The organism is Candidatus Gracilibacteria bacterium, from assembly GCA_010119145.1.
Taxonomy (GTDB): domain Bacteria; phylum Patescibacteriota; class Gracilibacteria; order BD1-5; family UBA6164; genus JAACSU01.
This window is the reverse complement of the sequence record JAACSU010000007.1, coordinates 451461-474562: the sequence shown is the minus strand read 5'-3', so window position 1 is coordinate 474562 and position 23102 is coordinate 451461. Positions and strand designations below refer to the sequence as shown.

Sequence of the window (23102 nt, the reverse complement as noted above, 5' to 3'; positions counted from 1 at the left end):
ACCATTTCTGGCTCTAAAAACTAATCAACATACACATCTCTTGGCTTACTCCCATTGGCAGGTCAAACAACTCAGAGCTCCTCGAGGATATCAAGAACCTTGGCTGCTCTCGCATACCCAAGACCAAGCTTGCGTTGGATGAGAGAAGTACTTCCCTTTTTAGATTCTTTGACTACTTGAATCGCTTTTTCTATAATTTCTGGAGATTCATCTTGGTCTCATTGGTATCACTCCATGATAGAACCTGCTGTAGATGATTTCCCGTCTGCTATTTCTGGATCTTGCATATTTTTGAGCATATCTGGATCCACGGTCAATTTGAGCTGATTCACGACTGCTTCTATTTCATCAGTTTCTACCAGCATACCTTGAACACGCTCAGCAGATAGATTCCCTGTTGGGAAATAGAGCATATCTCAACGTCCAAGTAAGTCCTCTGCCCCCATCTTATCAAGAACCGTTCTAGAATCGATTTGAGAAGCAACCGTAAATGCTATTCTAGATGGTATATTCGCTTTGATAAGACCAGTAATAACATCGACCGATGGACGTTGCGTTGCTACAATTAAGTGCATACCGACTGCTCTGGCCATTTGCGCTATACGAGCGATATTTCACTCTACTTCTTTTTTCTGACCAGACATCATGAGATCAGCAAGTTCATCAATAACGATGACAATATATGGAAGTCGTTCTTGTTTTGTTACTTTTGCGTTATATTCCTTGAGATTACGAGCATTTACTTTGGTTGCCATATCATATCGACGTAACATCTCTGCTACACACCACTTAAGTGAATTAAGTGCCTTTTCAGGATTGGTAATAACTGGAGTCAGAAGATGAGGAATACCGTTATAAACTGAGAGCTCCACACGCTTTGGATCGACCATGATAAGCTTGAGCTCAGATGGTGAAAACTTATAGAGCATAGATATCAAAAAACCATTCATCCCTACAGATTTTCCAGAAGCTGTTTGTCCAGCTACAAGGAGATGCGGCATCTTCGTGAGATCACCAAACACAAGATTTCCTGAGACGTCTTTTCATATGGCTATTGGAATATCGAGTTTTTTATTTTGGAATCATGGATCAGAAAGTAACTCGTGGAGTCCTATAGTTTGTCGCTCTTCATTTGGAACCTCAATACCAACTACTCAGAGACCTGGGATGGGTGCTTGAATACGAATATTTTTCGCGTGAAGGGCAAGTGTGAGATCTTTTTTGAGATTTACGATACTTTGAAGCTTCACTCATTTACTCGGTTTAAGTCGATATTGTATTACGGTTGGACCAACCTTGTATCAATCCATCGTTACTTGTATCCCAAATTGTAGGAGACTTTCTTGTATTTCTATTTCTTTCGTTCTTATTTCATGTTCGTCTACTGGAATATCTGTGCCTCGTTTTGTCAAAAGATCTAGACTAGGAAGTTGCCAATTACTAAATGTCTTCACAGGGATTTCAGTTTTTCAGGCAGGATTGATTTCTTTTTTACTTCCAAAGAGTGAGGAAATTGCTCCACCACTATTCCCTCCTGAGACAGATACTTTTCTATTTTTCTGTTTTTCAAGTTGGAGTTGTTTGGGTTGTTTCATCCGAGCAAGTTGCTCTTTTTCTCTTCTGAGTTCTTCAAGTTGTTTTTCAAGACTTGATGATTCTTTTGATATTTTCTTTTCTTCTACTGAGAGTCTTTTTGATTTTGCAACTGATCATCGAGCTTCTCTTTGTGCTTTAGTGAGTTTTTTTTCTGAAGCGTAGCTATCTTTGAAATCGCTAAAGGTTGGAAGTACTTTTGCGGTATCAAGCGCGTGGTGTACGATAGAATATCGAAATAATATAAAGAGAGAAACGAAAAATAATATCAAGAAACTAAATAAGAGTGGAAGTCTTCAAAGTATACTTTCTAATACTGGATAGAGATTTAAAATAGCTTGATAGTTTATATTGTACCAACCTATGAGTGTTGTAAGCGAGGTAAAATAAAATAATAATCACGTGGCTCTATAGCTATTAAAATGTAGATTTTTCTCCTTGAATAAAAACACCGCAAGGATAATCAGAACAGGAGAAAATATCCATATATAGAGACTTCAGAAAGCTTGGATTAAAAATCCAAAGAGGTATTTTCATATAAGTGAATTTGTGTCTCATAGAAATGCTATCACTCATAAAAATAAAAAAACGAGCGCAAATGCTGTTGTTTTATAATCTTCGGGAATTTGAGAAAGCAGTCATTTTTTTCGTCTTGCCACGGTATCTTGTGTAATGCAGTAATAGTATGATACTCAGTATATACAAAAAAACTCCCAATTCAAGGGAGTTTAATGGTATCTAAAATGAAACTCTAAATCTTCAGACACTCAAGTTTCTGGGTTTTTTAGAAATGAACTCGAGGAATAATTTGTACATATGTACACTTTTTCTCAAGAATCTGGATGTGTAAAAGATATCATGGTATATTCACTATTCTTATCAAGTGATAACTCATGGACTTCTGATGCACTAAATCATGATTTCAAATCCATGATATAATCTCACTGCAAAGTATGATTTAAAATGATATAGTTATCATTTTCTTTCACAATTACATATTTTCATTTTTTTCATCATTGAAGCTCAAGAACTATATCTTGTTCATTAAGTGAGTACACGCTTCTTATATGAGTCGTTCCAGTATCAGAATCTTGATCATAATATTCTTGTTCGTATAAAATAAATGTATCAAATGATGTCTGAGTAACATCTAAAATCTCTCCATAACATGTAAATATAATTTCTCAATTTGAATCTGCTAAGTTTTCATAGTATTTTTTTCGAACTTGAGTATTTGTTTCTTTTCATGATTCTATATTTCACTCATTTGCAATGTAGAACTCAATTCAAAACACAACTACTCACACTATATTTCAATCTATATCTCAGTAAATATCTTGGAAACGAGTAATTTCTCATCAATTTCGCTGTGTGTATTTCAATATTTCAAAATGATCTCTTGATTCTAAAATAGTAATTGATTCTTTATTTCCTTGCGACGCATTAATCCAATTCAATCAGTTTGATTCAAAGCTTCATCTATACACTCATGGAATAGAAAATAGCTGAAGAGTTTTTCAATTTAATATAACAATTTGGTCATATAAAATAAAAAGATACAAAGCTTCACCATTGCAAAGTAATTGCTCATCGCAGGTATAGAGAAGTCCTTTATTTATGAGATAAATTGTATTGTTATCATTTGGAACAAGAATAGTTCAAAACTGCTCACTTTTCAATGTTAATCTATACTGTGAATTCAATGCATCAACATCATCTAAATGCTCAAAGATTTTATATTTTTGTAATATTCACTCAAAATGTTCTTGTGTATCGAGCATCATATCTCAAATATCTTTGTCACTAAAAGATTTACTCTTATATCATTGTGCACTTTGAGAAATAAAATTACGACACTTATCAGTAAAATCAATCGTATCTATATATTTTTTTAAGGTAAAATATTGTTCTCAAGAAATGACCCTACCAAGAAATACATTCATAACTCCATCTAAAAATACTGTATCATCTGACTGATTCACTTCTAGAACTTGAAGCATATTCGCAAGAGTTTTTTCTTGCTGAAAAAGAATTGATATATTTTCATCTCTTTCTTCTAGTTCTCGTTGATTTAATTCACTTAATTGCTTGTCTTGTGTCATTATTATTTTAATTATTAATCCTGTCTTTATTTCAAACAACCTTTAGTTCAGAAAATTCATCTCCATCATAATCGATATATGTAAGTGGTGAGAGATTGAGAAATAATCTAATAATTCCTCCTTGCATTTTATTTGGTACAATACCATTTAATTGATGATATTCTCACTTGCTAAAATTGACTATGTCATATCAAAAATTTCATTCAACGAGCCCATAATCATGTTTTTCTGCCGTTTGAGAGTTATCAGCAAGTTCAAGTCTTAAAAATGAATAGGTATCTCCATGAAGTTCTAAGAGTAACGTGATTCAATCTGATCTTTCAAATGGTCAATAATATTGTTTTCAATTTGTTGAGTGTAATTTATTCTTTAAAATAATAGCTCAGAAAAATTCAACATACATGTATCAATTAATATTTAATACGAGTCAATTTTCTCAGCCAAAATCTCAGTCCATTTTTTTAAATGTTTCTATTCAATGTCGTTTTAAAAGTTGTAATATTTCTTGATTTCACTTTGAATGTCTCACTATTTCACAAATAAGTCATAAGTTATAGGAGTTATTTAAATCATTTTTTAGAATACTTTTTAGAGAGCTGAGTAATATTTTTGTAGGGTTTTCTATTATTTTCTTAATCTCACTCTTATATTTCAAAAATAATGTACTACTTCTGGAAGATACTTTAGTATTTACAGTCTCGAGTGAAGAAATTTCATTTAATAAAATACATCACCATTCTTGGCCAGTTATTTTTTTTTCTTCATCGTTCCCTTCCAAAAATATCAATCATACTTGCATACAAATTTCTTGTAATAAATATGCTGGTATTTTTTGTAAAATTTCAGGGGAAATATCACTGTATAATGTATTATTTTTTACCATAATTTGATATATTAAAATAGGAGATATCGATAAATTCGGATATCCATACACAATTCAAATAATTTCAAGAGCAGTCTCAGATTTCATTCAATTCACCCTAAAATCCAAGATTTCTTTTTGTGGCTCAGTAACTATTGTATTTAAGATATTCAAATAATATTCTTATAAATATGTATATATAAAACTAATAAAAAAAGAGACTTTTGCAAATCTCTTTTTTTATATTGTAATAATTTATGCAGCTACGAGATAATCTTGTCTGATTACTTGAGCAGTTTGAGAATCCTGTGATCCAAACATCTTCGCAAGACGAGCTGTGATAGCAATAGATTCTAGTTTTTGCACTGCCTCAAGTGCAGCATTAATACTCTTGTTGTATTGTCATAGTGCTTCAGAAACTTCTGGAGCCAAATTCATAGTTTGTATTTGTGTATTTTTCATGTTTCAAAAATTAATTATAAATAAAGTGTATTAGTTTCTGGCTACGGTAAGTTGTCACTGTGCACTGAGAGCAGCTTGCAAAAAGTAACTCGCCTCTCCCCTGCTGAGAGTTTTATCTGGTTGGAAATAATTTTCTCAAAATTGATCCTTCCATTGGTACTGAGCACCTAAGAGATTCGCAACTTTGCTTTGAGTGACAGCCTCTAAATCTCTATACTGCTTCCCTGTACTTGATATAATATTTGTTCAGAGATACTTATGAGTGAGTTCTAGAAACTCTTCTCTGTTTATAGTAGTAGTATTTGATGCTGGCTCTGCAGCTAAGTCTTTGAGAAGTGGTCTGAGTGTGCTGTTATTCTTTATACTATTTCTTATCCACATCACTGCGTCATATTCTTTGAGGTCTCTATCCTCTAGAAAGTATCATTTATTGAGTCAGGTAGCAATACCAGATTCTATCATCGTTATAACTGAGTCATAATATGGATGACTTTGAGCAAGTCCAATTGGTGTATTTACTTTTATATCACTAAATGCGAGAGTTGCATTTAGATTTTTAACACTGAGTTGTGACTTTGTTTGACTCAGACTTCTGTATTCAAATAAGAGAAGTCATCCGATAGTATCACTATAAGAAAATTTAAGAGAGTCTGTAAATTCTTCATCATAACATCTACGTTTATAGATTTGAAAGATATCTTTTATCTCTCCTCGTTTAATACAGTATTGTATGTCTCATGATGTGTCAGAATTAATGGTGAAGTTTCACTTATAATCTGCCTTGAGCATATTGTTTCCGTATTGATCTTTCATGAGGACAATTCATGGAGTACTTTCACCTAGTACCACCTGATCCTTGATATAGAGCTTCGCACTCTTTACTTCAGGCAATTGTCCAGCACCAGTCACTGATACAGAGAGGGTTTTAACGACTCGTTCTCATACTTTTATATCTATACTAGTGTGACCTGCTGAGAGACCAGTTATTGTTATATCTCTCGTACCATTTGTAAAGTTATAAAAACTTTTTGGAAACACTTGAACTTTTGTTTCATCATATTCAAAACTAATATTCCCTGGAGTATTTCACTTAAATGCCTTTCCTCTTCTATCTAATATTTCAAGAGTAGTGACTTTGTTCTCATTTTGAGAAATTTGAGAGATAGGACTAATAAAGTTTAATTGAAATGATTCTAAAAATTCTTTCACTTCTCTGGCCTCAATTTCTTCTCTTGTAAGAAGTTTTTCTCGAGAAATAGTTTGTGTAACTACTTCACTCGTATTATTTTCTACTACAGTATCATTATCGGAAGCATCAGATTTATTTTCTTGGTACGCAAGACTAGAATAATCAAGTTTTGCTTGAGCACGAGTTTTTGGACCAAACCAACCTGCTCCATCATCACTTCGAGAGCTAATAACATTGGTCTCAAGTTGATATTTAATAATTGAAGATTCAACATCTTTATACTGTCAATTTATATCTCAATCATAATATCAAAGTTCTTTCATAACTCTTTGTACTTCTCTCACGTCTCCTTCGTTTCCATATTCATAATATACTGTTACATTAAAAATATAGTTCGTGTTGTTTTTAAATGTATCACTTGAAGTTGGAGTCTTATTTTTATTTGTATTTTTAGATACCGTTGTACTAATTTTATCTAATATAGCTCCATTACTTTCTAAAAATGCAAGTGGATCAAGTGTATTTTTTGCTAACACGTTGAAACATACACCTTTTTCAGTAATTTGATAATATGAATACGGGCAATCACCATAATCATAATAATATGGATGAAATGGTGTTTCTAAGTCTATTTGGAAATGTAGATGATTCCCTGTAGAGTTTCATGTACTTCACACCTCTCAAATTTTTTCTCAAACTCTGAGAGAATCTCATTTTTTAATGAGGATTTTAGAGAGATGAGCATAATTAGACACAACTTTTTTTCATCGTATTGTATGCTCGATAGAGATATAGTTTCCCCAAGCGAGGTCCTTTCACGCTTCTATAACTATACCATCAGCAATATTATACACCGGAGTTCATTTTGCTGTGGCTATATCTGTCCCTTGGTGTCATCCACTTCATACATCCCATCAGTATTTATAACTTGACCCCCATAGTACAGTATAAATACGTGTAAAATCATTATATCATCCTCCAGCAGTTGCGTATTTTTGGTAGTCTCCAGTATTGAGAACAAGAAAATCTTGTTTACAATCTGAATCCAAAGTTCCAAATTCTTCGAATCTACACTCTAATTTAGACATCTGTTTTAGTGGATATATTATTTCTGATTCTGCTGCCTGTGTAGTAACTGGCACTAAATTTCAAAATAACAGGACTAAAACGATGTAACTTAACATTTTTTGTATTTGAGTATTCATACAAGGTTTTTAGAAATATTATATTCAATACATGAGTATTTTGTACTATCCTTTGACCGACTTCCTTAATTGGTTAAAATAAGAGAAGTTTACAGAATATACATGTATTGACTATTTGTTATATGTGTACATAATTTATTTCTGTAAATATATTAAAACACAATTAAATACTATTGTCAAATATCATTAATATATTCTTATTAACTTTCTATGAAAATTTTTGAACTTGATATATTTGGGTTTACTCTTGCTCCTACATACTATGGTCTGATGTATATAATCTGATTTTTGTACTGAATATGGGCACTTAAAAAAACATGACGATATACTGAGTCACAACGTGAATCATTGTTTCTTTATATATTTGCTTGAGTGTTACTCTGAGGTAGAATTGGATATATTCTCTTCTACGATCTGTGAAAATACATAAGTGAACCAAGTAATATACTGAGAGTTTGGGAATGAGGAATGAGCTTTCACGGTTGATTCCTTTGAGTAGTAATTGCTCTCGTAGTCTTTGCAAAACTTAAAAACGTTAATTTTTGGAAATTAGCTGATGATATAGCACTGATTATACCTGTTTGACTTTTTTTTGGACGAATATGAAATTATCTCAACAAAGAGTTACTATGATTTCCCTATACAGGACCACTCGCTGTACAAATAAGTTCATGATCATATTTCCCTTCTCCTCTATTAGAAGCATTTTTAGAATGACTCGTAATTTTTGTAATTTTGAAACTTGTGGCTCAAAAAATCTGATTTGACGGCAAGCTAGCTGCACTATTTCTCATCTTGTATGGAACATTTAGAACTATAGTAGAACTTTTTTTCAGGGTACCTGATCCACAAATTTGATATTATTTTGGATTTCTAACTCAAGGAAGTCTGTTAAGTATCCCTATGATACTCGTGTGAATCTATCTATATTTTTATCTAAAAACTCATGATACAACAAAATAAATTTACAGTCTCAAATGTACTGATTGCTGTAAGTATACTGTTTACTTGAATGAGCTTAGTTTTAAATATAATTCCTACTCTCTGACTCAGTAACTATTACATCGACAATTGAAATTATATATTTTGGTTTATAACACTATTTACATCTCAGTTTCTTCATGGTTGATGGATGCATCTGTTATTTAATAGTGTTTTTATATATTATTTTGGAAATATAGTAGAAGTGATACTAGGCAGAAATAAGATGATCTTGTTCTTTATATTTTCTGCTATAACAACATGAATTGCAGTTACATTTCTGTCAGATTGAGTTACCATTTGAATCAGTTGATTTGCAATGGCACTACTAAGTTTTTATACACTTCAACTATGGAGTAAAAATAATCCTGAATACAAGTGATGAATTACTGCTATGGTACTTAATATTGTTATAGGATTTGCCCCTTGAATCAGTTTTGTTGGTCACTTTTTTTGAATCATTTCATGAGTTTTGTATTGGGGTATATTAAAATTTACTAAGTATTGACTAAGATAATATTATATATATCATATACTATATTATACATAAATAATCCTCATATATGTCGCAGCTCAATTCTGATGGAATAGAGTTATCACCAAAAGAATCACTGTTCAAAGCACTTAAGGTGTGAGCAATATCACTGTGACTATCTTTTCAAGCCGATAATGCTGTAGCTCAAACTCAACAAAGTTTGAACACAATTATGTACTGTGATATAGGGCCAATAGATTTTTCAAAACTAACAGTACCTTATACTGTTGTTTGATGAGATACTCTTTCGTGAATATCAAATAAAATAGGAGTTCCCTATGCTGATATTATTCTTGTATGGCAATATCTCTATCCAGAAAGAAATATAAATCAACTCAAATTATGAGAAACTTTTTTAGTCCCAAGTTCAAATGAACAAGACTTGGCTACTATTGCACTGCATAGAGAAAAAATACAAAAAGAGCGTGATTATGCAGAAATCATTGAACTTTGGGATAATTGAGAACATGATAAAATTTTAGAAAGATTTTGATTCCAACTTTTCCCAAGCCTACCAGTGTGAATATGACTTCAAGCATTTAACGATGCCATGCTTTTAGAGTATCAGGATTCTCCCAGAGCACTTTGACCAAGGATTGTAGATATAGAATTACAAAAACTTGTTATATGTGCAAATCTCAGCCGATGATCTGATAGATATGCCATCTGATTGGATAAAAATTTACCAATAGAAGTACTTGAATGGCTCCTCACTGAATGAATGGACGCATGGAAATTTACACAGTGATATACAAAAGTATGATATACGCAACTTTTTGATGCTCGGTGAATGTTCGTCAATAGACTCAGTAAGTGATCTATACCTATAAAATCTGAATCCAGAGAAGCGTACTGAGAATATCTCATAGAAATGCAAAAGTATTTACAAGAAAATGGAGTTGCCGGTTCTAAAATACCAGCATTCTTTCTGTATACCAACGCAATACCAGATATCAACTCTTTTCAAAACGGAGCAAATCCAAATTCTCATGTATTTTCATATGTTTGAGAGTCAGTAAATGATCCATTTCAAGCTCAGGAATTTAAGCCATTTTTATGAGGCAGAAAAATTGATACATTTCAAGAGTGAGTTTCAGTACTTGATTACCTTACGTATGTCTCTCAAGATTTATGAGGTATGTGGAATTCTTTGACACCAAATTCATTTAAAGTCATACAAAATAACTTAAAAAATTACACACAATTCATTGAATTATATATAAACTGAGAAAAAATAGATATAGCTTGAGAGTTTGAAAACCCGACAATATGAATTAATTCAACTGATATGATTCAGTTCTGAGGAAGTATTGTGTTTGATGGTTTTCATGTTAATACTTCAGAAGATGAAGATATCAAAGAAAATATGAATATGAGACTCATGCCATTTTGGGCAGTGCTCTCTCTAGAAGTATTTTATCCAACAGAGATACTTGAAACTCCAGAATATATTCTCAATTTATGATACTCAGGAAAATACTGAGAAATACTTAAAAAAATAGTGCCAGAAGAAACATTTTATCTCGGAGAAAATGATAAAGTTACTGATGTATTCTATAGCTTAATATCAGAAAAATTATATTGAGACAAAGACTATAACAGACTCAGTGAAGAAGAAAAATATTGAGTACAAAGTGAATACAAACTCCAATCGCTTGCGTACCAAATGTACTGATATCAAACAAACGGCTGAGCAGAGTGGAATCCAGGTTCTACAAAGATTAATGCACCTATGTATTTATTTAAATCTGATAATATACCTGAAGTCTATAGAGAGTATATTTCCCAGAAAAAAATTGATTATTATAATAGTTTACAAGTATTTTGTGAATCATGAGAATTGCAGAAACTTCCATTTTTTCAAGTACAATTTTTCCCAGGTGATACCACAGCAAGCCTATTGTATCAACTTCAATATCAGTTAAGTTATACAAATCCTGAACTCGCTCGTAAACTCTGAGATTTTGACAGAATTCAAAAAAATGCTTTACTTAAGAATATATTTTCAGATGAAATTGCATCTTGAAATATTCCTGCTTGAGAAGCAATATTATTATCTGTTGATAAACAAATTGTCTCACTAGAGATTTTATCAATGAATATCTATGATGAAGGGTTTGTCTTACTAGATAAAAATTGAGAATTAAGTTTAGATACTCAACTCATAGAGCAGACAAGTACAAATCCTACGATGCAATATCTCTTGTCATACATATTAGCAAGTGAATCCTATATACAAAAATGCAACGATTGTAGTGAGGCATATAAACAAATAGTTTGGATGATTTGGGACAATACTATCACATCAAGACGATGAATTAAAAATATCCTTTACTATGTTCAGCAATATGGATACACTCAAGAACTCAATACATTACTCAAAGAAAACTGATTTTCAGATTTCTTTGAAGAATTGTGACTTCCGAGAGATATTCCAACAATAAGTTCATATTGAGATTATCAACTACGATTTTTTAATTTACTGTGACCAAATTATGAAAGTATATGGCCTTGAAAATATTTAAAAGAAATAGTAGCTAGCATTACAAATAAAGATAGTGAATATTCTTGATTTATTGAATCTATATCTTCTCACTATCCTGATATAGTGGAAGCTGATTTAAAAGTGCTACAAGAAATTCAAGAATTACTAAACACTGAGGATTCGTCATCTCATGGGAGAAAAATTTTCGAAAAAATAAAAGAACTACTACGATTAGATGATGGAACTCATAGTAATATCATAGGAAAAATTTTATCTCTTGAAATGATGAACTACAAAATTCAAGAGCATTTCGAAAATATCGCAACACAAATATCTCTTTCATGATGAAGTATTGAAAACCTCGATGATAATATGCGAATTCGTTTTGCTCAAACTTCTATGCTTGCAAACAATATGTGAGAAGGGACACAACTGCTAGCAATAACAGAAAACTATATTCAAAGAATTATTACTACCCTTGATATCATATATCCTGGATACAGAAAAACGCAGTATCCTGAAGTAGATAAGTGATCATGATTTCTCGATCAAATAGAATATTGAAGAGGGCAATTTAGAAAAAATATAGTTATTTATCAACAAATGCTCTCAGAGTATCCTGAATACAAAGAAGTTATAGATATTAAAAAAATACTAGCCACACTCACTGAATTTCCAGAGAACTACAGTTCTCTTATCTTTGATTTTTTGAAAAGTGAACATACACGTTGATTTTTAAGTAGTAAAAATATAGATGACTCAATACTTCCAACTCTTTGAGAGTACCAATCTCAAGATAATACCTACTTCAAGACCCTGTTTCGATATGTAAATAATAAGTCAGATATTGAACAAAGAATAGAGCAACCAGAAATGACTGCAAATAATTTTGTAGCTCCTTGAATACTTATAATGCTCCTTCTTTGAAAAATAGCACAATTACCAATTTGAATTATTAAGAGAAAAGTTAAAAGAAGTATAAAATATAGTAAAAATAGAAAAAATAATATTCAAAAATGAATAGAATCTAGAAAAAGAAAAACACTTAAAAAAAACACAGTTTTAGCGGAAACTATCATGTGAGAAAATGTTGAAAAAATTTCTCTATGAGATATTGATGCTTATATGAAAACAGTACTTAATTATCAATGACTTGTACTAAGCAATGAGCATTGAACATGAATAGAAAATAACTATTTTGATTGAAACTATACTATCAAATGAAATAAATGAATTCAACATTTTAAAGCTTTCAAAAACAATGAAAATTTAGTACTTACTAATATTCTTGATAATTCTGAGTCAATAAACTATGCTGACGGTCAATATCATTTTTTTGATTCACTTACTCAGCTTGTTCGAGACGTCACTAATAAAACACTTTCTGAGACTATTATGTTAGAACAAAGGAGAGAAAAACAAGTAAGCGTAATTTGAAACAACATTGAAAATATGTATCAAGATATAGCAGCTGAATAAAAAAAACAGAAGGATTAGAATTCTTCTGTTTTTATTTCATTCATTTACACTTCAGTTTCCTCTTTCTCATCAGCTGCTGCCATCAGTGCATTGAGTTCTTCCCACACATCTTTTGGAATATTTTTTGCTATTTTGACATCGGGATAGTTCTTGGCTGCGAGAAATGGTCATCGTCTCGATCATTTCACTACCATCTCTTCTCAAGTTTCCTCATCTACGAGTAATCCTTTTTTAGCAAGAATAGACTCGAGAAGCTCATCTTTTTCAGATTTAATCTTCCCTATCCACTTTATTTTTGGATACTCACTACTCGCGAGAAATGGACCGAATCTTCAGACTTTTACAACTACAGTCCCCTCTATTCCGTCTGGACAAGGTTTTCATTCGTATTTTGCTCTGAGTCAATCGAGCATATCTCTTTCCTCTTTAGGTTGTTCTATATGTTTACATTCTGGATAATTTGAACATCCTATAAATTTTCAAGCTTTTGAAAATTTGAACACAAGTTCATTTTCACATAGAGGACATTTTTTACCAACAAGTTCTACGACTTTTTCAGCTTTTTCTCATGCTTCTTCAATGCTTTTTTTGAGAGTTCATTCCCAAAACTTAGAAAGCATAGTTTGAAATTTTACCTTACCTTCTGCTATAGTATCAAATTCTTCCTCTACTGACTTTGTAAAACTGTATTCCATCATTTGAGTGAAATACTCTTGAAGAAAATCTGTAACAGTAAAAGCTGTTTCAGTTGGATGCAGATATTTTTTATCAAGTTTTTCAACATAGCCTCTATCAATAATGGTAGATATTGTTGGTGCGTAGGTAGAAGGCCGACCAATTCATTCTGCTTCGAGTTTTTTTACAAGACTGGCTTCAGTAAATCGAGCTGGTGGTCGAGAGAATGTTTGAGTTCCAGTGATATTCTTTGAAAGAGCTATCTCGCCTTCACTTATAGCTGGAAGCATACCAGATTCTTCGACTTCTTCTTCATCATCAGTCCCTTCAATATAAAGTGTCATAAATCCATCAAATTTTATTACTTCACCTTTACTCGTCCAAGTTTGATTTGATGCTTTATTTGGAGAAAAATGATAGCTTGTTACCTCAACAATTGCATCCTCCATTTGACTCGCAAGTGTACGTTTCCAAATGAGTGTATAGAGTTTAAGTTGCTGTGCATCGAGATCTCATTTGAGACTCTCTGGAGTAATAGATAAATCCGTAGGTCTAATTGCTTCATGAGCTTCTTGTGCTCCTGCTGACTTCGTTGTGTAAGCTCTCTTTTTGTGATACTGTTTTCAAAATGATGATGTTATGACTTCTTTTGCCTGTGTGAGTGCAAGTTCTGATAGATTCATACTATCAGTTCTCATATAAGTGATGAGCCCTTGTCTTTCTCCATTTCAAAGGTCTATACCTTCATAGAGCTTTTGAGCTACCATCATGGTTTGTTTTACTCCAAACCCAAATTTTCGAGCTCATTCTTGTTGAAGCGTAGACGTGGTAAAAGGAGCACCTGGAGATCTCTTGGAGTCTTTCTTTATACTTTCTTGTAGTGTAAACTCTAACTCACTGTCATGAGAAAGTTCTGTCATATCTTTTTTATTCTTAGTTTCTTTGATAGAGCTGATTGTATCTATAAGTGTAGCCAGAATTTTTTGAACATCTTCTTTCGATTTAAGTTTTTTTACTTTTCAGTCTATTTTTGCAAATACAGCTGAAAAAATACTTCAGCTAAAGTTAAGTTGAACTGTTATTTTCCAACTCTCTACCGGGTTGAATGCAAGAATCTCTCTTTCTTTTTCAACTATAAGTTTCACTGCCACTGATTGAACTCTTCAAGCAGAGAGTCATTTTCTAATTTTTTTCCATAAAACTGGTGATACTTTATATCAAACGAGTCTATCTAGGAGTCTTCGAGCTTGTTGCGCATCTACGAGATCAATATCTATAGTTCTCGGATTTTCAACTGCCTTGAGTATTGCAGTTTTAGTAATCTCATGAAATACAATTCTTTGAGTCACTTTTGGATCTAGATCTAGAGCCTGACATAAATGCCAACCAATTGCTTCTCATTCTCTATCCTCATCCGTTGCTATCCAAACAGTTTCTGCTCATTTTGCGAGTTTTTTTAGATTATTGACTGTTTTTTCTTTATCTTCAGATATTCAATACTCTGGGGTAAAATTATTTTCAATATCGATTCAAAGACTTTTTTGAGGAAGGTCTCGAATATGTCCCATAGAGGCTACTACTTGATAATCTTTTCATAAGAACTTTTCAATTGTTTTTCATTTAGCTGGTGATTCGACTATAACGAGATTTTTTGCCATGTGTGTATATTTTTTGTATATTAATTCATACACTACTTTATAAGCTTTGATTTTTAAGTCAAAAAAAAATAGCTAGTCAGCTAATTTTTTCTATATAGAGCTATTACACTCATAATACATTTTTTACTAAATTTCTATTATCATAGGGAAATTTATGATTTTCTAAATAACGAATAAGTGCATAATAGGCTGACCATGAGGAATCTTTTTCATAAATATATGCATTTCACTCTGCTCTCCCTGGATGAAACTCTTGAAGTATACTTCATAAATAACATTTTTCATTTACGAGTGGCACTACTCAGGCTTTCATAAGCTCTTCGAGCTTCATAGTATCACAGGCTCATAGGAATCAATCGAGTGAATTTATATTAATATCATCTATCGATTCTACAAATGAAATATTTTTATAATCTTTATTGAGTTTATTCTCTCCAAATACTACAAAGTTAGCAGGTAATATTTCGAGTCAATCTAGCACATGAGAAGTAATTGACTGATTAGAAAAGCAAACTCACACAAGAATTTTAGATCTTTTTGGGAGTGCCAATTTTGATTTTAAAATATCTCTTTGAATCGTTTTATTTGCCATGATGTCTGTAATATTCATTTTGTACTATTAATATTAGGTGTATCTATATATATCTTAGCATACATATAGTTTATATTTCAAATATTTGAGTTTGACAAGACGTAAAAAAAACTAGCAAAAATATATTTATAGCTATAATGCTGCAAATAAAATTAAATAATACTATGTCAAAAAGCTTCTGGCAAGACCAATTACAAATACATGAGAAACTCTGTTTTCTCGCACCTATGGATGGATATGGTGACAGTGCCTACAGACAATCGATGAAAAGAGTTGCTCCACACGTATACTGTATAAGTGAGTTTTATAGTGCTGACTGACTTATACATTCTAAATTTTTAGCAGATAGTGTTCTTCCGCATCAAACTATTGAGGATCCACTTATCATTCAAATATTTGGTAAAGACCCTGAAGTATTTGCAAAAGCAGCAAAAATAATATCAGACCCTAAGTATAACATAGCTGGAATAGATGTAAACATGGGTTGCCCTGCAAAAAAAGTGGTTCGAAGCTGACATGGTTCAAGTTTGCTCATTAATGAACAAACAGCTTTTGACATAGTAAAAGCACTAGACGAAGCGACACATTTACCAATTTCTGTTAAAACAAGGCTCAGTTTTGATGGAAATCAAGATCTTATTGCATTTGCACAGTGACTTCAGAAATCAGGTGCAAAACTTGTAACCATTCATGGAAGAACTGCGAAACAAGCTTATACTGGTAATGCTGACTTCACTAATATATATGAATTACAAAAACATGTTGATATACCAGTCATATGAAATGGTGATGTAGAAAACTATGATGATGGGATGAAAAAAGCTCAAAATCTCAATGGATTTATGATATGAAGAAGAAGTTTTTGAAATCCATGGGCATTTTTATGAAAAAAACATTTTGAAACTGATACTTGGAAGGATCACGTAAATTGATTCAAAGATGGAATCTATTATCCAACTCTTTGAGAAATGCTTGAGGCAATGGATTTTCATGCAGATAAACTCGTCGCAACTAAATGAGAAAAAAAATGATCTCTTGAAATTAGAAAACATCTCGTTCAATATATAAAAAGCTTCCCTGGAGTGAAAGAATATAGAAAAAGACTTGTAACAACTGAATCATACTCTCAAACGCAAGAAACTATTTTAGAACTCAGACAAAAATTTTCTGCAGATTTACTCAAAAGACCTGGACTTGGAGAAATAGAATAATTAAAAATTTAAAAATTTAATACATATTTTTTCTATTTCTTTATAAAGATCTTGTTCGTCTGAACTTATAAGCTTCCCTCTTTTCATATGTGAGTCAAAATCTAAAAGCTCATTAAACAAATAAGTTATACTCTTTACATCGGAATTATGACGTTTTTGTATAAGAAACTTTCTATTTCAAAGTTTCAAAATATCTCCAATTTTTTGAACTGGAATTTTTTGATGTTTTAAATGTTCTATATATAAAAATACACGTAAATTAGCAATGAGTGACTGATAAAGTTGATAAATACTAGTAAACTCAGTGAGATTTTGTAAATATAGAAATATCTTTTGAGAATCTTTTTCTAAAATAGCGTCAACAAACTGAAAAATGGACTCCTCAAATTCTGGAATAATTATGGTATTAATTTCTCAAACACCTATGTGTTTAATAGTAATAAGCAATTTTTGAATTTCTGAATTTGTTTTTTGATAATCTCATCATTTTAATTTGAGAAGGAGTGAAAGAGCAGCATTATCTATTCTATTTCAGTACTCAGAATGAAGTTTAGTAAGTACGTCAGATTCTGAAGCAAGTGTAAACTCCTTTACTTCAGCTAATTTTTGTATTTGCTTGAATGAGCTCAAGCGTTTATCAGGCGAATCAGAGGTGAAAACTATTATAACTTCATCGGGAACGTGACTAAGGCTCTGCAAGATAGTTTCTTCGACTCATTCACCGTTAGATATTGTTTTAGATGTAGTAAAAGGAAATCCATCAATTATAACAAGTCTTTTTTCTGAAAATAAACTTCTTCATACTAAAGTTTCTTGTATTTCAGCTAAAGAATAATCTCAAAGTGAACTTATATGTGTCACATTTTCAGCACCAAATTTTTGAGTAAACGCTTGTTTCCATTTTTGTGCTTCCTTTTGTATAAGAAATCGAGAATTTCAATGGAATAAATACAGCATATTAAATAAGTTTTTTTAAAAGTGAATTTTCAGATTTTCGTATTATATCTGTTACATTACGAACAGCTATTAGACTCTTCTTAAGTGAGATGAGATCTCTTGGACCAGCTCTTTGAATTGAAAGACGAGTGAGTATAGCATCTATATCTGCTATATACTTCAATTCATTTCTCACTTGATCAAGTAGTATCTGATTTTTTTTGAACTCTGCTATAAACGATTGTCGTTCTTTAATTGTATCAATATCTTGAAGAGGTCTAAGTATTTGTTCTCGCATAAATCGTCTTCACATTGGAGTTTTTGTTTCATCTAAAACTCAGAGTAACGTTCATTTTTTAGAAGATTTTGTAGCGATATTGTAAACTAAGTCTAGACTACGAATAGTTGATTCATCAAGTTCCATATATCAACTATAATTCTTGAACACAAGATGTTTTAAAAATGGAAGATCAGATTGTTGGTTCTCACTTACATATTTAAGGAGTATCGCACATGATTTTTGGACGAGGTCCTTCTTTTCAATTCAAAAAGACTCAAGATTAAGGACTCCAAATTTATTTTTTAAAAGTGAGTATGAATTATCATGAAAGTAATAATAAAATATATTGAGTCCGTATTTTTTTTGTAAAATGTCTAAAATCTTATTGTTATTTATTGCATCTTTTTCAAGTATAACTTCATTAGGTCAAATTTTATAGAGTTCGTTAGCACAATCATCAAAGTTATCAAACTCACTACAGGTCCAAGTATGTTCTGAAAAATTCATGATGCTCATTGCAAATAAATCATCTTTAAAAACAAGTGAAACACTGATTTGTTGTTGAGTAAGATTTTCATAATCATCAGACTCTAGAGCTAGAGTTGCTGGGGTTATGATTCTGCTTACTCTTCTTTCTACTATTCATTTTTCTTTTGGGTTTCAGACTTGCTCGACTATTGCAACTTTATATCACGCTTTGATAAAACTTGGAAGATATTTTTCTTTTGCATGATACGGAAATCAAGCAAGTAATATAGGATTTTCAGCATTTTTATTTCTACTTGTGAGTGTGATTCAAAGTATTTTATGAGCAAGAGTAGCATCTTCTTCAAAAAGTTCGTAGAAATCTCACATCCTAAAAAATATAATACAATCTGGGTTTGCATTTTTTATATCGTAGTATTGCTGCATAGCTGGAGTTATACTCATAGAAATTTTCTTAGTGAGAATTGTTTTGTTCTTTTATGCTTTTTATTGTACTCATCTGGGTCTATATCTCTAGAAATTGAGAGAAGTACTGCGAGTCAAAGTGATAGTGATAAGAGTGAAGATCATCCGTAACTAATAAATGGAAGTGTGATTCAAGTAAGTGGAACAATATTGAGGTTTACTCAAATATTTATACACGCTTGTAATAGTATCCAAGTCGTTATTCAAAATGCTGCATATTGCGCAAATGGATCTTTAGAATATCGAGAGATAAGGAGTCATCGATATCATATATACAGATAGAGTCATAATAGTACGAGTGCTCAAACAAATCCAAGTTCTTCAACAATTACAGAAAATATAAAATCTCACTGAACTTCTGGGAGGTATCAAAATTTTTGTATAGATTGCCCAAATCATAGACCTGCAAATCAACCACTTCAAATAGCAATAAGGGCTTGTTCAGTCTGATAGTTAATAGTTTTGTTATTAATAGCGTCTTGATTATCAGCAAGGAAGTTATCCATTCTCTGAGTAATATATCAAAGTGTATTTTCATTTTTACCAGTCACTGGATCATAATCTCATGCAAGATATATTCAAACCGCAAAACTAATTCAAAGTACCAGCAATAATAATAAATATCTAACATTGGCACCTGCAATAAAAAACATCATGAATGTAACGGGAACTACAACAAGAATTGTTCAAAAATCTGGTTGAGCTCACACTAATATGAGTATAACTCAGAGAACGAGTGCAAAAGGAACGAATCACTCATAAAATGTATGGAGATATTTTTTATATTGTTTGAAAAATGCTGCAAGATAAATTATCACAGAAAACTTAAGAAACTCCGTAGGTTGTATAGTAAAAGGGACTCAAGGAATAGAAATCCATCACGTGGCTCACTTATAACTTTGTCAGATAATAAGTACAAGTACTAATAAAAATAACGAAAATCCAAATATTTGTTTCGAATATATTTCATAGTATTTATAAGGTATTTTAACAAGTACACCAATTAAAGCGAAGGAAATAATAACATGAGTAATGTTTCTAATTACATAAAAGTGATTGTACGCTGATTCGATGAGTCCAGCACTAGCCATAGAACTAGTAACACGAAATGATCCATAAACAGAAACAGAGCTTATCATAATCATTCAAAAAACTACAAGAGCAAGAACTGTAAAAAATAGCTTATAATCGACAGATTTAGTCATTATTGATTGAGTAATTGATTAAGAGTAACTTGTACTTCAGGAACACTCATAACTATAAGTCCTCTGATAAATGCAAGAAGTAAAATTATAATTATTGGAGTAAAATCAAAGGCTCAAAATCTTGTTGGAATATATTTTTGCACTCAGGAGTAAATCGGATTGAGTATGTCTGCCATAAATTTTGGTCGAAATTTCAATCCCACGAGCGAGAGCCAAGATAAAATGATATCAAAAATAACGATATATTCTATAAATTGAAGAAATATTATAAGAGCAAGGAGAATTGTTATCATTTGTTTAGTTTAAATATTAAATTGTTGATAGGCGTTTTCAGCAGCAGCTTCTTGAGCTTTTTTCTTACTACTTCATTTTCAGATTCAAATATGCTTCGATCATATATACACTCAGACAGTATAGGTCTTGTCATGATCAGGTCAAATATCCTCTAATACCTCATAATGAGGTGTAATATCTACGGTTGCTTGAGTATACTCCTGAAGAAGTGTTTTAAAATCTTTAAACAACTTATTTTTTTGAAGATTTCATAATGTACTATATATATGTTTTTTGATAAAATCTCGAGCTAGCTCAAAACCAGAATCTAGATAGAGTGCACCAAGAAATGATTCAACAGTATTAGCTAGTATATAATCGTTTTCTCTTCATCAGGATTTTTCTTCTCATTTTCATAAAATGAGATACTCTTGAAAATTAAGATTTTTAGCTATTTCAGCTAAGTTTCTTCATCGAACGAGTGCAGATCTCATATCTGTAAGCTCTCATTCTTGAGTGCTTGGAAAATCATTATATAACTGCTCTGTGATAACTAGTTCTAAAATAGCATCTCAGAGAAACTCAAGTCTTTCGTTATGCTCAGGTGCATAATCATTTCGCTCGTTCACTATAGATCTATGAATGAATGCCAATATGAAAAGTGATATATTTGTATGCGGAATGTTTAATTTTTCTAGAAGTTGTCCTACTTTAATAGAGCAAACTTCTGAATCTACGGCTTTTTTTGTAATGACCAATTTCTCTATTTAAAAAAAATAATATTCTTGATATAGAATATTATTTTTTGTACGTTTGTAAAGACTTATTATGACTGGAAAAAGTTGAATTTTTCTTTATGTAATTGCTCTACATTGCTGTAAAGTTCAATATCATTAAAAAAAGAGTTCAAGATTCCATTTACTATATTTTTACTTAAGTTGTCTCAAAAATATTTTGATAAATCTATTGCTTCATTAATTGATACTTTTGCAGGAATTTCTTCTGTCAAATATAACATTTCAGCAATTGCTATACTCATCGCTAAAATATTAGTCTTCAGCATAGTATCCAGATCAAATTTAGGAGCATATTTTTTGATAATACCGAGAATAGAGTCTTGTTTTGAAACTATAATCTGAAACATTTCATTCAAGTATGCATCATCAGCTTTATATTCCATGATTCATTCAAAATATGATTCAAGAAAGTCACTTTCAGAGAATTCTCAATAAATTCTTGCGTATAGTTTTTGAAGGAGAAATTTTCGAGTTTTTTTTCGCGAAGCGTGCTGCATAGGTTGTATATTTACTGCAAGTAAAAATGAAACTCAAATTGAGAAACTCAATGATTTAAAGAACAAAAAAATCTCAATAAAATATTGTAATTTATGAGATTTTTGAATAACACATTATATTCGAGTTACTTTTTGTTTAGATTTTTTAACTGCGACTACTTGTCGACCTTTGTACATTCCATTTTCGTCTGCAAAATGAGAAAGACCATTTCCTTCAGCATTAAGAGAAACTCTGTCCCATAGTTTTTTCGCTGATAATTTAATCCAGTTTGTAGTTCGTTGTCTACTTCTGTGTTTTGATGTTTTTTTCTTAGGAGCAAATGACATACTTCTTTCGTTATTAATAAAGAACAAAAAATTTGTTACGAGCGGGATTATAGAGAGAAATAAAGTGAATGCAAGTTTTTTCAACTAAAATATTGCATAAATAACTAAAAATATTATAAATACATAAAAATAAAAAATAGCAAGAATCTAATGAATGAAAAAGTAAAGAGAAAATGAGAATATATAGTTTGAAGTAGTTCAAATGTGACAAATGAAAAAATTACTGATTTAATGATAGAAAAACTTATCGATACCGAGTCGATTACATACATTGATTGAGTTATTCTATCTAGTAGAGAAATTCTTGAACGATCTCAAGACAATATAGATTGAAAATGAATTCAAATAATAAGAGATATTCAAACGAGAATTGCTTTACTGCAGAGTTTGACTAAACCCTGACTTTTAGAGGAACTAGAAGATGATGTTAAGAATGAATTAGCATTCGTAAAAACTCAACTCATAGATATTGTTAACAATGCTTGATTTGATGTAATGCAAGCTTGAAACTCTATTCATTTTGCTTGATATATCCAAATAATAGATAGATGAACTAAAAAAATCAATGTAGAAAGTAAATTTGTACAAAAGAAACATTTACTTATTTCTTGAATAGATGTATATATAAGCGAACGAATGTTCAATGTATTATTACATATGATTAATTCACCTGATACAAGTATTGATTTTATAGTGGGGAGTATCGAATATCAATTTTATATAAGACTTAAAAGAGTTTTAGTTGAGTTATGATTACTTAAATTAGTCAAAATACTTGAAAGAAAGAGGACTAAGAAAAAATAAATT

General features: G+C 31.3%; 19 protein-coding genes. 5 read left to right on the top strand and 14 right to left on the bottom strand.

From position 1 onward, the window contains the following. Window positions 1-20: 20 nt before the first annotated feature. The 5 genes from GW846_02705 to GW846_02685 form a co-directional block, all read right to left on the bottom strand. Window positions 21-2252 (bottom strand): DNA translocase FtsK, encoded by a 2232-nt coding sequence (locus GW846_02705; GenBank protein ID NDK09665.1) that lies wholly within the window; start codon window positions 2250-2252, stop codon window positions 21-23. A gap of 69 nt (window positions 2253-2321) precedes the next feature. After that, on the bottom strand, window positions 2322-3695 hold the full coding sequence (locus GW846_02700) for a hypothetical protein (GenBank protein NDK09664.1): 1374 nt from the start codon (window positions 3693-3695) through the stop codon (window positions 2322-2324). 7 nt (window positions 3696-3702) lie between these two features. Further along, a complete protein-coding gene (locus GW846_02695; GenBank protein ID NDK09663.1) occupies window positions 3703-4731 on the bottom strand; it encodes a hypothetical protein in 1029 nt (342 codons plus the stop codon). Between the two features lie 81 nt (window positions 4732-4812). Continuing rightward, entirely contained in the window at window positions 4813-5019 is a 207-nt protein-coding gene (locus GW846_02690; GenBank protein ID NDK09662.1) for a hypothetical protein, read from the bottom strand. Window positions 5020-5049: 30 nt separating this feature from the next. Continuing rightward, on the bottom strand, window positions 5050-7413 hold the full coding sequence (locus GW846_02685; GenBank protein ID NDK09661.1) for a peptidoglycan DD-metalloendopeptidase family protein: 2364 nt from the start codon (window positions 7411-7413) through the stop codon (window positions 5050-5052). Window positions 7414-7623: 210 nt separating this feature from the next. On the opposite strand from GW846_02685, the gene lgt reads away from it, so the two are divergent. The 3 genes from lgt to GW846_02670 are packed head-to-tail and all read left to right on the top strand — an operon-like array spanning window position 7624 to window position 12893. Then, complete coding sequence (gene lgt / locus GW846_02680) at window positions 7624-8376, top strand: prolipoprotein diacylglyceryl transferase (protein ID NDK09660.1); 753 nt, start codon at window positions 7624-7626, stop codon at window positions 8374-8376. Continuing rightward, window positions 8360-8911 carry a rhomboid family intramembrane serine protease gene (locus tag GW846_02675; protein ID NDK09659.1) on the top strand — a complete coding sequence of 184 codons (552 nt, stop codon included), beginning with the start codon at window positions 8360-8362 and terminating at the stop codon, window positions 8909-8911. Before lgt ends, GW846_02675 begins: the two co-directional genes overlap by 17 nt. 46 nt (window positions 8912-8957) lie before the next feature. Further along, window positions 8958-12893, top strand: a complete 3936-nt coding sequence (locus GW846_02670; protein NDK09658.1) for a LysM peptidoglycan-binding domain-containing protein — start codon at window positions 8958-8960, stop codon at window positions 12891-12893. A 44-nt stretch (window positions 12894-12937) separates the two neighbouring features. Here GW846_02670 and topA read toward each other — a convergent pair whose 3' ends face one another. Together topA and GW846_02660 are read right to left on the bottom strand one after the other, a co-directional pair. Beyond that, window positions 12938-15226 (bottom strand): type I DNA topoisomerase, encoded by a 2289-nt coding sequence (gene topA / locus GW846_02665; GenBank protein ID NDK09657.1) that lies wholly within the window; start codon window positions 15224-15226, stop codon window positions 12938-12940. Window positions 15227-15329: 103 nt separating this feature from the next. Further along, window positions 15330-15836 (bottom strand): hypothetical protein, encoded by a 507-nt coding sequence (locus GW846_02660; GenBank protein NDK09656.1) that lies wholly within the window; start codon window positions 15834-15836, stop codon window positions 15330-15332. A 146-nt stretch (window positions 15837-15982) separates the two neighbouring features. Here GW846_02660 and GW846_02655 point away from each other — a divergent pair, with 146 nt between their 5' ends. Then, window positions 15983-17029, top strand: coding sequence for a tRNA-dihydrouridine synthase family protein (locus GW846_02655; GenBank protein ID NDK09655.1), 1047 nt, complete (start codon window positions 15983-15985; stop codon window positions 17027-17029). On the opposite strand, the gene GW846_02650 is transcribed toward GW846_02655, so the two are convergent. The 7 genes from GW846_02650 to rpmF all read right to left on the bottom strand — a co-directional run bounded on the left by GW846_02650 (window position 17030) and on the right by rpmF (window position 22295). Continuing rightward, window positions 17030-17986, bottom strand: coding sequence for a hypothetical protein (locus GW846_02650; protein NDK09654.1), 957 nt, complete (start codon window positions 17984-17986; stop codon window positions 17030-17032). A gap of 1 nt (window position 17987) precedes the next feature. Next, window positions 17988-19175, bottom strand: coding sequence for a hypothetical protein (locus GW846_02645; GenBank protein NDK09653.1), 1188 nt, complete (start codon window positions 19173-19175; stop codon window positions 17988-17990). Beyond that, a complete protein-coding gene (locus tag GW846_02640; protein NDK09652.1) occupies window positions 19166-20401 on the bottom strand; it encodes a cell division protein FtsW in 1236 nt (411 codons plus the stop codon). Before GW846_02640 ends, GW846_02645 begins: the two co-directional genes overlap by 10 nt. After that, a complete protein-coding gene (locus GW846_02635; protein NDK09651.1) occupies window positions 20401-20694 on the bottom strand; it encodes a hypothetical protein in 294 nt (97 codons plus the stop codon). Before GW846_02635 ends, GW846_02640 begins: the two co-directional genes overlap by 1 nt. 9 nt (window positions 20695-20703) lie before the next feature. Next, window positions 20704-21432: a ribonuclease III gene (gene rnc / locus GW846_02630; protein ID NDK09650.1), complete on the bottom strand. Its 729-nt coding sequence runs from the start codon at window positions 21430-21432 to the stop codon at window positions 20704-20706. 68 nt (window positions 21433-21500) lie between these two features. After that, a complete protein-coding gene (locus GW846_02625; protein NDK09649.1) occupies window positions 21501-22019 on the bottom strand; it encodes a hypothetical protein in 519 nt (172 codons plus the stop codon). A 63-nt stretch (window positions 22020-22082) separates the two neighbouring features. Beyond that, a complete protein-coding gene (gene rpmF / locus GW846_02620; GenBank protein NDK09648.1) occupies window positions 22083-22295 on the bottom strand; it encodes a 50S ribosomal protein L32 in 213 nt (70 codons plus the stop codon). 150 nt (window positions 22296-22445) lie between these two features. On the opposite strand from rpmF, the gene GW846_02615 reads away from it, so the two are divergent. After that, window positions 22446-23099 (top strand): hypothetical protein, encoded by a 654-nt coding sequence (locus GW846_02615; protein NDK09647.1) that lies wholly within the window; start codon window positions 22446-22448, stop codon window positions 23097-23099. The last annotated feature ends 3 nt before the right edge of the window (window positions 23100-23102 follow it).